This window comes from Streptomyces sp. NPDC019531 (assembly GCF_044903305.1).
Classification (GTDB): domain Bacteria; phylum Actinomycetota; class Actinomycetes; order Streptomycetales; family Streptomycetaceae; genus Streptomyces.
In genome coordinates this window covers 131785-144733 of the sequence record NZ_JBJDQL010000022.1, presented here as the reverse complement: position 1 = coordinate 144733, position 12949 = coordinate 131785, and the positions used below count along the sequence as shown (strand labels likewise).

At 65.6% G+C, this 12949-nt stretch carries 10 protein-coding genes and 1 pseudogene; 4 read left to right on the top strand and 7 right to left on the bottom strand.

Features of this window, described 5'->3' with window-relative positions:
* The first annotated feature begins 582 nt into the window (after positions 1-582).
* The gene (locus ACI2L1_RS24865; protein WP_404741547.1) at positions 583-2985 is read left to right on the top strand and encodes a Helicase associated domain protein; all 2403 of its coding nucleotides are present in this window, start codon (positions 583-585) and stop codon (positions 2983-2985) included.
* A gap of 75 nt (positions 2986-3060) precedes the next feature.
* Here the strand turns inward: ACI2L1_RS24865 and ACI2L1_RS24860 are convergent, their stop codons facing one another.
* Complete coding sequence (locus ACI2L1_RS24860) at positions 3061-4068, bottom strand: cutinase family protein (protein ID WP_404741546.1); 1008 nt, start codon at positions 4066-4068, stop codon at positions 3061-3063.
* 950 nt (positions 4069-5018) lie between these two features.
* On the bottom strand, positions 5019-5777 hold the full coding sequence (locus tag ACI2L1_RS24855; RefSeq protein WP_404741556.1) for a hypothetical protein: 759 nt from the start codon (positions 5775-5777) through the stop codon (positions 5019-5021).
* On the opposite strand from ACI2L1_RS24855, the gene ACI2L1_RS24850 reads away from it, so the two are divergent.
* Positions 5704-6309: a DUF5959 family protein gene (locus ACI2L1_RS24850; RefSeq protein WP_404741545.1), complete on the top strand. Its 606-nt coding sequence runs from the start codon at positions 5704-5706 to the stop codon at positions 6307-6309. The two genes, ACI2L1_RS24855 and ACI2L1_RS24850, sit on opposite strands and share 74 nt — an antisense overlap.
* Before the next feature lie 25 nt (positions 6310-6334).
* Positions 6335-7105, top strand: coding sequence for a transposase (locus ACI2L1_RS24845; protein WP_404741544.1), 771 nt, complete (start codon positions 6335-6337; stop codon positions 7103-7105).
* A gap of 1060 nt (positions 7106-8165) precedes the next feature.
* Here the strand turns inward: ACI2L1_RS24845 and ACI2L1_RS24840 are convergent.
* The 4 genes and pseudogenes from ACI2L1_RS24840 to ACI2L1_RS24825 form a co-directional block, all read right to left on the bottom strand.
* Positions 8166-8606, bottom strand: a complete 441-nt coding sequence (locus ACI2L1_RS24840; RefSeq protein WP_404741543.1) for a hypothetical protein — start codon at positions 8604-8606, stop codon at positions 8166-8168.
* A gap of 220 nt (positions 8607-8826) precedes the next feature.
* Complete coding sequence (locus ACI2L1_RS24835; protein ID WP_404741542.1) at positions 8827-9375, bottom strand: hypothetical protein; 549 nt, start codon at positions 9373-9375, stop codon at positions 8827-8829.
* 166 nt (positions 9376-9541) lie between these two features.
* A pseudogene (locus tag ACI2L1_RS24830) lies at positions 9542-9829 on the bottom strand (DUF6292 family protein); the annotation flags it as partial.
* Positions 9830-9907: 78 nt separating this feature from the next.
* Complete coding sequence (locus ACI2L1_RS24825; protein ID WP_404741541.1) at positions 9908-10915, bottom strand: hypothetical protein; 1008 nt, start codon at positions 10913-10915, stop codon at positions 9908-9910.
* An 86-nt stretch (positions 10916-11001) separates the two neighbouring features.
* Between ACI2L1_RS24825 and ACI2L1_RS24820 the strand changes: the two genes are divergently transcribed.
* On the top strand, positions 11002-11406 hold the full coding sequence (locus ACI2L1_RS24820; protein WP_404741540.1) for a DUF6233 domain-containing protein: 405 nt from the start codon (positions 11002-11004) through the stop codon (positions 11404-11406).
* On the opposite strand, the gene ACI2L1_RS24815 is transcribed toward ACI2L1_RS24820, so the two are convergent.
* A complete protein-coding gene (locus ACI2L1_RS24815; protein ID WP_404741539.1) occupies positions 11393-12574 on the bottom strand; it encodes a hypothetical protein in 1182 nt (393 codons plus the stop codon). The two genes, ACI2L1_RS24820 and ACI2L1_RS24815, sit on opposite strands and share 14 nt — an antisense overlap.
* Positions 12575-12949 lie beyond the last annotated feature (375 nt).

Genomic DNA, 12949 nt, shown 5'->3' with positions numbered 1-12949 from the left:
CCCGCGGAGCGGGAATGCAGCGCTAGCGCGCTGCATAGGGTTGCGGCTCCGCTGACGCTCCACCAGATTCCCGCGCAAGCGCGGGAATCGAATTCCGCAAGCGGAATTCTGAGTGCGCGTCAATTCGCGCAAGCGCGAATTGAGGGAATCCCGCAAGCGGGATTTCTGGGGCTGGCGGTAAGGGGTGGGCGCATCAGGCGTGGGTCTGTGTAGGGCTTGGGATTCTCAGCTACCACCCATGTAACGGATGTGACGGACCGTCGGCCTGGCGAGGTGCCGGCCTCACGGTAGCGACGGGTTCCGCTGCGCTCCACCCTGAACCCCTCCCCCATCGCCTGACTGTCCCGACGTGTTCACGAACGCCCTGTCAGCATACAGGACAACCGGCCGTTCATGGATGGGATGGATGGGATTGAGTCAGGTGTAACCCTCGGGCGCAGAAGTTGGTGCGCGGATGATGCATCACGAGTTATCACTGTGTAGAGTCTGGGATCAGATGCTACACCTCTACCGCCGCGCACCTCGCGCCTGGATTCCATTTGCTATTACGCGCTGCATTCCGCGAAAAGGAGAACACGAGGCATGGCCGTGAAGCTGCGTGATCACCAGATCGAGGCCGTTGCCGCCATTGTGCGCGGTCTTGATGTTCCGCCGGGTGGAATCCCCTGGAATGGTCTTCGCGGGCAGGTGCACGCCGCGTGTGGCACGGGGAAGACCATCATGGCTGCCGCGTCGGCGAGGCGTCTTGTGCCCAGGGGGCGTGTGCTCGTGCTGGTGCCGACGCTGGATCTGCTGGCGCAGACAGTGAGGGCGTGGCACGAGGCCGGGCACACGGGGCCGGCGGTGGCGGTGTGTTCGCTCCAGGACGATCCGGAGCTGTGGTCGTTGAAGGTGCGCTCCACGACGAACCCGATCCAGTTGGCACTGTGGCACGGGCAGGGGCCGGTGACCATCTACGCCACCTACGCGTCTTTGGGTGTTCTGGCGGAGGCTTTCGAGGGTGTCTACGGTCAGAAGCTTGATCGAGTAGACCTCGCGGTAGTTGATGAGGCCCACAGGACAAGTGGCTCGATGGGTAAGGCCTGGGCGGACATCCACGACCAGAGCGTCATCCCGGCAGCACGTCGGCTGTACCTGACGGCCACACCGAGGATCTGGGAAGAGCGGCTCAACCGGGAGGTCGCCGAAGGAGTCCGTGACCCGCTGCCGCGGGAGATGGCGGCGTCCATGGACGACGAGACCGTCTTCGGGCCCGTCCTCTACAAGCTCAGCTTGGCGTCGGCTGTCTCGCGGGGCTTGCTGGCGCGGTATCAGATCATCGTGCTGGAACTGAAGGACCCCGTCGTCACGCCCGAACGGCTGATGGGTGAGGAGCGGCGCAGCGAGGAGGTGCGCGGGCAGCGGCTCGGAGCCCTCCAGGCCGCGTTGCTGCACACGATGGCGCAGCACGACCTGTCGACGTGCATCACCTTCCACCACCGGACCATCGAGGCACAGGCGTACGCGGAAGGACTGCAGCGTGTGGCGGCCAAGCTGCACGCTGATCAGCCGGAGACGTACCCGAAGCGGATCTGGGCTGACTGGCTGTGCGGTGAGCACGTCCCCGAACGCCGGCGGGAAGTCCTGGGTGCGTTCGGGACCACGGCGCAGCGTGCCGTGCTCTCGAACTGCCGGGTCCTGGGCGAGGGCGTCGACATCAGAGCTGTGGACAGCGTTGCCCTGTTGGACCCCAAGGGCGCGCCGCACGACATCGTCCAGGCCATCGGCCGCGCACTCCGGCAAAAGCCCGGACAAGGCAAACTCGCCTCCCTGATCGTGCCCGTCTTCCTCCAGCCCGGAGAACAGCCCGAGGACATGTTCACCTCGGGGTCGTATCGGCCCCTGGTGAAAGTCCTTGAAGGTCTGCGTGCCCACGATGAAGAAGCGATCGAGCTGCTCGCCATTCCGCAGGAGCCTCAGAAAGATGTCGCCCAACCGTCCGTGAACATCGGTACGCCGCCAGAGGAAGGCGAAGCCGAATCACGGTTGCTGCTCCGTTTCGCCGCCCCCCGCGACCCGGTGATGGTCGCCGACTGGGTCTCCTTCAACGTCATCGACACCGAACGCCAGGACTGGGCCCGCGCCTGGGCGAAACTGAAGACATACGTCGAACGGGTCGGGAACGCGAGAGTGCCCTACGGACACCGCGAAGGCGCCACACCACTTGGGCAATGGGTCGCGGAGCAGCGACGGGCGTACTCGGCCGGAGAGATGAGCGGGCTGCGCGCCCGCAGGCTCGAGCAGCTGGGCATGGTGTGGTCGGTGGCGGACGAACGCTTCCAGGAAAACCTGGAAGCCGCCAAGGCGTACTACGACCAGCACTGGACCCTCTGCGCGCCCCGAACCGCAACCATGCTCGACAAGCCCGTGGGGCAATGGCTCAGCAATTTGCGCCGCCCCGGTGCACTGGACGACCGCCCGGAATGGAAGACGGCGCTGGAGGCTGTGGACCAGGACTGGAACCCGGCGTGGTCGGCGGACTGGCAACGCCACTACGCCGCCCTACGCGAACTCGTCGCCAACGAACACGGACAAGCCGGTGAGACCGAGGTCCTGCCCGGCCTCACCGTCCACGGCATGGACATCGGCAAATGGCTCGCCCGACAACGCACCCCGAAGGTCTGGCAGGCACTGACCGACGGACAGCGCGAACGCCTGCAGCAACTCGCCATCACACCGCCCACCCCGAAGCCCGAGCCAGAAGCTCCCGCAAAGCCGCCCACCACGCCCGTGAACGCCTTCGAGAAGGGCGTCGCAGCCCTCGCCCAGTACCGGGAGCGCACAGGCTCCGTGACCGTCCCACGGGGACACGCCGAGACGCTGCCGGACGGGTCGGAGGTCAAACTCGGAGTGTGGATCATGAACCAAAAGACCCGCCGCACCAAACTCACCACCGAGCGGCTCCAGCAGCTCGCCACGCTGGGGCTGGAATGGGCGGCGACGTAGAGCCGTCGCTACAGCCTTGATAAGGAGTACGCTGCCCCGGGTTTTTTCCTCGGGGCAGCGCAGAGAGTTTTCCTCTTACGGGCCCAACCGCATATAATCAACGGCCTTCGCGCCCGTGTACCTCAGGTGTCCACAGGAAGACTGCGGATTAATCCGCGAGAACCCTGTAAAAACACCTTCCGTGACACCTGCTCGCCATATACTACGGCAAGTGTCCATGGCTGCTGCCCAGTCAAATCCTGTGGGCTCCCCGTTGAGCAACGAGCTCGGTGTCGAGCAGACAGGGTCTATTGGATCACCCGGGCTGGAGCAGTAGGACTGCGAGCGCTCTTCTAGGTCGTCCGGCAAGTACTGTGAGCGCAGTTTCAGCGCGTACGCTGCGATCCCGATCGAGTTCAAAGGGCCAGGCCGTTGACTGGCTCTCTCCGGCCTAACCGCTGCCACTGAGCGTGGATCAAACTTTGGATCGCCCCACAGGAACACGTGATCAATCCGCGAGTAAAGCGGGTCCAAGTCCTTGCTCGCGATCTGCAGAGCGTCCCCCAAAATCCACGCGCCCTCTGAGTAGCCAGCGAGCACGACGTGTTGGTCAGCACACTCGTTGTTCTTGATCGAAGTGAGCTTGTCGATGGCCTTAGATACGCCGATCGCAACGCTGTCCGTAAGCTCTTTGGGGAGCTTCTTCGGAATCCTGACCGGCTCGATCCTTGACGTACCAGCGCTGTCTGTCAGGGTTCCTGACGTTTGGCGAGCTGCTGCGACGGCTGCATCTACTTCCGGAGTCAGGAAAACGTTAACAGTTGCCGGATTGTAATCCAGCCACTGGACCTCGACGTTTTCCGTGCCATGGGTCTGCTGCAGATGCCTTACCACACTGGCTGTGATGAAAGGCTCGGTCCGATCGTTGTCGCCCGGTCCACGCACTCCTCGGATCCCGAAGAACAGCCAAGGTGCACATTTCTTGGGTGTCAGTGGAGCGCCATCTCCTGTCACTCGGAAGTGCGCACTTGCCGCGCCACCGTTTCCGATGATGGCGTCGATTTCCACCATCTCGCCTGGGGAGAACGAGGTCGGGATGGTCACTGGAACCCTGAACTCACCGTCCGAGTCTGGGTGAGCAACAGTTACTCGTCCCAAACCTACGATATTGATGGGCACCTCTATACCGCGGCTGTAATGCTCTTGCCATCCCGTCCCATGCACGATGACTTCGGTACTTACAGGCCCTTGGGTCGGTTCCAGACTGATTTCCTCGCTCTGAGCCGAAGCTACTGTTGGCCCAAGCAGGACTGCGACAACCGAGAGCGCGGATACCAGGACGAGCAAACATATTCGTCCGAGGACAGCTTGCCCAGACGAGCAAGCCGGTTTTCGGCGCATACAACACTCCTTTTCTCTTTCACCCCCACCTACTTTGAGAACGCTAGGATCTGCGATCGTCTGGCGCGCAGTTTGATAGCCCGTATGGGGGCGCATCTGAGCGAAACCGTCGTCGACCGCGGCCGGTTGTTATACATGGACTCCCGCTCAGGCCGGGGCAGGTCGCCACCGGCATCGACCCGGACAACAGCGCCGTCCAGACCACCGACGGCGAGAACCCGATGCCGGTGGCCCTCTTCGAGCCGAAACGCCGGTGATGTCCCGGCTCCCGGGCGGCGAGCCGAAGGAGATCCAGGTTGAGGGCGCGATCACGGCCGGGATGCAGCGCTCCCCCGTGGCTTCGCCGATCTGCGGACCATCCGGGGTTGGGCCCTGCACCGGCTGGCTGACAACCGGCTCGAGCTGCGCTCCCCGGACGGCGGCGTCTACTCCCACATCACCGTCCCCGCCTCACCCGACTGGTACTCAACCGCCCTGCACCACGGTTACGTGGTGTGCTTCTACGGCCCGCAGCTAGAGTGCGCACACAGCCGGACAGCACACCGGAGCAGTACACCGACGCCAAGCGGCCGGGGTCATTCGCTGCTCCGGGCCTGTGGCATCGCACTGGAGTGCGTGTAGGCGCTGGGATTTCGGGCCGCTTCCCCTGTGGGCTATGTGGCGGCCGCGGCCTTCTCGTAAAGAGCGAAGCCGTGGCGGAGCATCCTGACGGAAAGCTCGGCGGCCCGCAGCAGAACGTCGGTGTTACTGGTGAGCTTGGCCAGGTTCACATTGCCTTGCGTGCCGACAACCTGGCGATCAAGGAAGCTCAAATTGTGGACGTCACCGTGAGCAAGAGCGCTGCACATGCTCCAGATCGCCTCGGCCTGGTCGGCCTCAACACCCAGACGCGGTCCAGCATCTTGAACAACCTTCTGGAATCCAACAAACGTCAGCGCTTTCTTGGCGTCGCTGGGTGCCGTTCCTGCGGCAACTGCCAGATCCGTGAGCTCCTTTTTCCGTGCCTCGGAGGTGCGGGGCGGAGTTGCTCCCACGAGCTGATGCATGCGGTCGGAGTGGCGGTTGCTGTCATTTTGGAGGGACAACCTGCGCTGCAGACGTACCAATCGATTCGTGGGAGCGAGAAGCCAAACGGCACGGCACGCGTTCTCGAACGCGGCGCGCAAGAGCGTGGCTTGAGCGTAGATATGCAAGACCACCGTGACCGACGTGTGGTTGCTGACGTCGTGCTGGTCACCGATCAGAGTCGAGCGTAGGCATTGCAAGTGATCAACCCCGACACCCAGCGCCTGCCACGCGAGGTGGGAGAGGTGATACGGGTTGATCTTGGCATCGTCTATGGCGAGCGAACTGCCCGGACTGACCTCCCAGGCCTTCGAATCAGTCGTCGTCATCACTTCAAACGACTTCATGCTCTCTAAGCGATGTCCCGCATGTGCCTCGTGGGGCTGTCGGCCAAGATGGAGAGTGAGCGAGGATCAAGGCCGACGTGGTCCATCGAGTGTTCAAGAGGCAGCAGCTGTGGTCGACGAAGTACAGGCGGTCGAACTCTTCCGGTTCGCAGACCCGGTCCAGAGTGTCACCGTTGAGGTGAGATGTAGTGATCCTCTGCTGATGGGGGAAGAGCGGTACTACGCCGCCGAGATCGTCGTGGAGAGCGGCTTCGTCAGCGGTCGGGTCGGACTGCAGGTGTCGCTGGACGACCTGGACGAGTGGGAGCGGTGCCTCGCCGCCCTTCAGGCCGAGGAAGGAGCCGAGTGGCCAGCAGGCGGTCGTAGCGCCTGGGTGGAGGTAGTTCCGGATGACCCGGTGGAGGTGACGGTGCACGACTCGCCGTCGACGCAGATCGCCGTGCGGGTGCCGATCGATGTCGGTTCGGAGTGGCTGCGGGAGAACCGGCTGCGGTTGGCCGGTGTCCGAGAGGCGGTTGCACACTCCTCGTAGGTCCGTCGGGGGTGATCATCTTCGCGTGGCTGGTGTGATCACGGCGTCACAGCCGTCCTGGATAGGCCCGTTCACCGGGCTAAGCCTGCGAAGTTTCCGCAAACTCGTCACCGCGCTGCGGCGCGAAGGGGCGGATCCGGCCCGGAGGGGACGGCCCTGGGGCCTGCCCCTGGAGGATCGAGTTCTGCTGGTCGCGGCGTACTGGCGAACGAACTTGACGATGCGGCAACTCGGCCCGTTGTTCGGCATCTCAAAGTCCGCTGCTGGACGAGTCATCGACCACCTCGGGCCCCTGCTTGCCCTCCAGCCCCGCAAGCGATTCCGCAAGGACGCGGTGCTCATCGTGGACGGAACCCTGGTGCCTACGCGCGATCACTCAGTGGCTGAGCAGTCCAAGAACTACAGGTACTCCACCAACCACCAGGTCGTCATCGACGCCGACACCCTCCTGGTCGTCACGATCGGTCGGCCCCTGCCCGGCAACCGAAACGACTGCATGGCATGGGAGCTGTCCGGGGCGAAGAATGCCGTCGGGAACACCACAGTGATTGCCGACGGCGGATACCGCGGAACCGGCCTGATCATCCCGCACCGCCGCGCCCCTGGCCACGCCGAACTCCCGGCCTGGAAAGAGGAGCACAACCGCTCACACCGCAAGGTACGCGCCCGCGTCGAGCACACGTTTTCCCGGATGAAGAGCTGGAAGATCCTCCGTGACTGCCGGCTGAAGGGCGACGGCGTGCACCACGCCATGCTTGGCATCGCCCGCCTTCACAACCTCACCCTCGCCGAATAGCCAACCGGCACGTGGGGCACCGGTGTTCTCGATGTCCAGAAGATCATTGCGGGACATCCCTTAGGAGCGAAAGCATCGCTTTAAGGGCTTGGTCTTCCTGGGATTTAAGGGTCATGGTCTCGGTCTCCCCATCCTGAGAGGGACCGACGGCCGCGTGTTCGTCTACTCCGGGCCAGGATCGCGTAGCGGGTTACGGTGCCCGCAGTCCCAGCACTTCACAGTCTCCGGGAGGTTCTCGAATCGTGTGCCGGAGATGCCGAATGAGCCGTCGATGCGGAAGCCTCCGCAGCCCTGGCACGGCGTGGCCTGGAAAGGCTTGTCGCAGCGGAAGCAGTCACCTTCCGCGCTGTTCTGGTCGAGGCGGGTAACTCGGGTGTCTGCGCTGCCACATCGCACGCAGAACGCTTCTTGAGTCTTCATGGTCCTGGTGTACATCAGATCCGCAGCAACGTTCCCCCTGCTCCGATCCGGCGACGTCGCTGGCAGTCACCGGACGCGTGTCGATGCGTGAGGGCCTGCCGCACCAGGCCGCCCGGGACTGATGACCCGTAGCGCAGTTCACGGCTGGTCGGCAACGAAGCCGTGTCCACACGGACCGAACCAGTACCTGAGGGGATACCCGTCGCCGCCGCTCCGCACCCACTGGTCCACCGGGCCCTGGCATTCGATACACCTGGGAAGCGGCCAGTCATGCGGATGAGGGAGGTCCCCATCGTTCATGGCTTGCGAGCGCAGCCGCACAATTCTGTCGAGGGCCTCAAGCCGTTCGCGGGAAAGAATCATGCGCCCGTCGATGTCACGTGGGACCGGCATGTTGCGGCGGCTCAGTTGTAGCGGGGGTCGACATAGACAATGGCACCCTTAACGATGCTGCAGGGCCACGGGGCCCCGTCACATCCATTGCACGTCGGCTCCGTGCGATTGCTCGGAGCATGCTCGGTGAGGTGCTTGCCAGCGTCAGCCCTGACCGTGCGCTCGTCAGAGGACATTCCCCTGTACGTCTCGCTCGCCAAGGACAAGGCTCGGTCGTACGCAGCAAGTTGCGTGTGAAGGGCGTCCATCACTGAGGCCTCCCTAGGGACCATCCTTGGACTTCAGCAATGCGGGTGCGCCAGAGCGGCCGTTCCGGTCCTTGCGGCGTGATGCCTTCCATGCTGCCCAGGTAGTTGGTGATGAACTTGGCGTTCCTCAGGTGCAGGAACTGGTTCGGATCGTCCTGGTCGTGACCCGCTCGCTCCTGATCGATAGCGTCGAACACAGTCGCAAGGACGTCGGAACTACCTCCGATGGTCGCCAGCCATGCCTTGAACTCGTCTTGCCACCTGCCGTGACCGATCAGTTCTCCAGTCACAAGAGCGCCACCTACTTGCAGAGTCACGCTTACGGCCGACTTGTTAGATGAGTCCTCGTCCAGCATCGCGAGGATCGTCATCAGGTAGACGTCCCGGACGGGGTCAGGACGCACGACATGGCTGTGGCCCGCAGACTGATCTTCGCTCACGTTCACCATCCACACCTCTCGAGCGGCGTCACTGCGGCCGTGGCGCAGGAAGCCCTGATCAGTCCCCAACGGTATCGAGGGCCACTGACAATTGTGGCTTTTCTTCTGCCCCGTCAGTTGTCGGCACGGGCACGGGATCGGTCAGGGGACGGCGCCCGGCCGGTGGCGCGAGACGCGCGCGTCCGCGCGGGCCCCCTCGCAATCCTCCCCGTTCAGCTGATCAGTTTCGGCGCAGATCGAACCTTGTTTGGGAGTCGGCCGGCTCCTGGCGCAGCAGGTCGAGGCGGGCTTCAGCGAGGTCGAAGGCGCGTTTGAGGCCCTCCAGGAGGGCGGGCTCGATCCAGTAGATGCGCCTGCGGTCGTCCCGCTCAAGGAGGTTGGACCGGTTGTCGGGGCCGACCCGGCGCCGTACGGCGCGGATGCTGGTGAGCGTGCCGCCGATCCGCTTCGGGTCGATCGGTGTCTCGGGGTGCACGGCGAAGTGGTCCTGGACGTCGTCGTACGAGGCGGTGCCGCCCACTTCGACCAGGCGGCGCAGCACGGCCCGGGCGCCGGGCACCACGGCGGCGACGGTGTCGAACAGCATCCGCTCCGTCCAGCCCTGTCCCAGGTCCTCGCCGTTCAGGCTCTCGGGGCCCGGCCGGGGCACCGCCGCGGGGGCGTCGGGCCAACTGCTCGCCACGGCGGCGGGGTTGAGGCCGTAGGCGGCCTGCACGGCCGCGATTGCCTGCTCGTAGGTATCGGTCTGCGTGTCTATCGTCAGCTGCACACCTTCCCTCCCCGGAGCCGTGGTCCGCCCGGCCGGCGGGTCCCAGACCGAGACGGGCACGACGGAAGTCGTTGGCCGCGTCGCGTACGGCCTGCGCACCCTCCCACTCTGTCCGGAACTCCCGCTCGGGCAGCCGCCGGTGACGCACCAGTTCCTCAGCAACATCCGCCACTGTCTCGGGGGCAGCCACGGGGGTGCGCAGCACCGTGACCACGGTATAGAGCAGCACGTCATGGGGAGCGAACCCGGTCAGGGCGTAGTACCAGCCCTGGCGTTCCTCCCAGTCCAGCCGGATCCCGCCGCGGCCGCTAGTGCGGCTGACGTCCCAGGCGAGAGTGATGTAGGTGGTCAGGCCGCGCTCGAGGCCGTGGTGGCTGGCCCGTACGGTGCCCGGCGGGATGCCACGTGCGGTGAGGGCGTCGTCGACGGCCTTCACGTAGGGCCAGTGCGGCATCCCCTGGGGCTTGCCGCGCGGTCCTGGCGGGTCGAGGAGCACGGTTCTACCTCCAGCGGGAGCAGGTCGGGGGTGGGGTTATGAGGCGCGGCGGAAGACGGCGGCGGGGCCGATCACGCGGGGGCCGAACTTGTCGCGGACGCGGTCGATGGCGGTTTCGGCGGCGAGGCGGGCCTCGCGGCTGTCATCGAGGGAGAGCTGCCGGGGCGCCTGGTCGGCGTCGATGAGGTCTTCGCCCTTCAGGGCGATTCCGGTCAGGCGGCCGCGCTGCAGGCCGGCGGCGTCCATCAGCTGGTAGGCGAGCTGGCGCAGGTCGTCCTCGTGAGCTGACGGGGCGGCCAGGCGGCGGGTCTTGTCCCAGCTGCCGCCGCCGGCGAACTTCAGGGTCAGGGTCAGCGCGCGGGCCACCTGGCCGCGGCCGCGCAGCCGGGTGCCGAGCCGGACGACCATGTCGAGCAGGGCGGCGCGGACGACGGCGCCGTCCAGGGTGTGCTCATCGAAGCGGTGGTGCACGCTCGCCGTGGCGGGCAGGGCGCGGGGGACGACGGGGCGGGGGTCGATGCCGCGGGCGCGGTCGGCGGCCAGACGGCCGGCCTTCCCGCCAAGCAGGCGCTGTACGGTCGCGGGCGGCACCGCGGCGAGCAGGCCCACGCAGTGGATGCCGTAGTCGCGCAGTACTGCCGCCTGGCGCGGACCGATCCCGTGCAGGACGTCGACGGGCAGCGGTCCGAGCCAGCCGGTGACGTCCTCGGGAGCGATCGCCAGAACGCCGCCCGGCAGGGGGACCTGTCCAGAGGCGGTGGCGGCGATCGTGATGGAGGGCCCGACGCCGACCCGGACGTCGATGCCGAGGCGGGAGATCGACCTGACCCGCAGCACCTCCCCCAGCCGGCGGGCGTCGACGCCGTGGTAGCGCATCGCTCCGCGCAGGTCCACCAGGGCCGCGGTCGGGGGCAGCGCCTGCACCACAGGCGACAGGCCAGCCAGCTCCTCCAGGACCTGGCGGAAGGTCTCTTCCGGGAGCCGGTCCGGGCAGCGCACATGCATGACCAGGCCATGCCCGCCTGCCGTCGCGCGGGTGCTCATCGGCCTCACCTCCCCCACCACATTATCGAACATAAAATCGAACACGCGAGGGCGCGAGCGGTGATCATGAGCATAGAATCAAAAATGTGTTCGATGATCTGCCGCCCGACCTGGAGCGACTACACACCCTGCGGGTGTGGCATGCCCTGTGGCTGAACCGCATCGACGCGAAGATCGCCCTGCTGCAACGCCGCGAGGCCGAAGCCGAACACGGCCGACGGGCCCGGCCGCGGCCGCCGGAGTGGGTCGTCGAGATCGGCATCGGCACCAGCAAGACACCCGTCCAGGTCCACGCCGGCACCTGCCACATGATCGGCTCCCGCCGCCGCCCCGTCAGCCGCGACGAAGCCCGCCGCCTCCTGACCGACGGTCTGCACGCCTGCACCCACTGCCAGCCCGACACCCAGCTCCACATCATCGACTTAGAAAGTGTCCTAAGCGGTGAGGCACGTGGGACTCAACCAGAGCTGCTCAGCCTCACCGTGGGATGATCAAATCGGTGAGCTGCCCCGCAGTCGGCATCCGACCACGGTTGAAAACGACCGCGACAAACAGCACCACCACCGGCAGCAAAGGGACGAGTGCCGCCTCGGGCAACCCGAGGACAGCTGCACAAGCCATAACCAGCACGACCACAAGCCCCACCACTCCCATCCGCAATCGCTCCCGCGGAGCGGTCGGATCCACGTCGGCGAGTTGATCTGCGTCGAGAAGGTCGTCTATGCGGCCCTCGGCATAGCGTTCCGCGATCGTCAGCAGCATCACGATGAGGTCTTCAAGGGCCCGGCCCGGCTCGGAGTCCTGCCGTGCTTCGGCCTTTCGTAGCGCGCCCACCACCAGTGCGGCGTGTGCCTTGAACTGCCGCTCGTTGTGCCGTCTGGCTCTGGCGCGGCGGGTGCGGTGTGCCTTCCAGATCACTTGTTCAACCGGTTGCATGGAAACCCGGGGGATCTGGCAGTCCGGCTGGGTTTCCTCCCAGCGGCGAAGGACTGTGGCGCACTGGGCTGCGACCGTCAGTAGCGCCACGGCAGGCCAGCAACGGCGATACTCCCTTCGCGCACCCTCTTTGGCTGGGTACTCGCCGAGGGCCTCCAGGTCGTATGCGTCATGCGTCGCGCCGTTTCCAGAGCTGGTCAAGTTGGTGCGATTGAGAAGCCGTACTTCAGCGATCAAGATCAGGGCAAAGAACAGGAACGGCGGTACTTGGCCGATCACCGACAGGTCCCAGGTACGCACCGCCGTCGGCACAGCCACGATTTTGCTGAGCAGTGCCTGCACCAGGCCCGGCTGCGGTCCGGGATCCGCACTCAGCCGCAGATGCTCCCAGTCGGCCACGTTGTCGATGTTCGCCACAACGACTAACAGCAAGCCAAAACGGAGTGCCTTGATCGGCATGGCCAGGGGCAGAGCTCGCCACCATCGCACGACATACGCAGGGGTCAACCCGTAGCCGTCGACCCGATCCAGTATTCGAGGCGGCAGCAACAGGATCTGCATCAGAAGCGGGACAGCTCGACGCAACCCCGAGGCGAGGCGGAGTCGCTCGAACTCCTCCAAATGCCCAAAACACCACCGCTGCACGGGTCCAGGAATGAAGAACAGCGCGATCGCGACCCCGAGCACCAGCTCGATACCTACGACGAGAGAACCGATCAACACATCCGCAGTCTCACGTATCCCACCGGAAGCGACGCCCGGAACGCGAAGAACCGACGACGGCGATGACAGATTCGGCACCACCCTGGTGCATGGCAGCACACCTGCACCGGAAGCGCCCGGGGGCGTGGACCGCTCGTGCAGTACCTGGACGTGCCCTCCCGGACTCGCCGCTGCTACAGACGACTCGTCTGCTTCACTACGAACGCGGTCTCAGCCGCCCGGCGCACGGGCGTGCCATCGACCACGTCACTGGCTCCGCCCCCGACGACTCCTGACCCCTGGCCGCCGCACCGTCGGCGGCCCTGGCGCGGCGGCCCCGCCCGGCGCGCAACACCAGCGAACGCGCCCCGATCCCCTCGCCCGCCGCCCGGGACC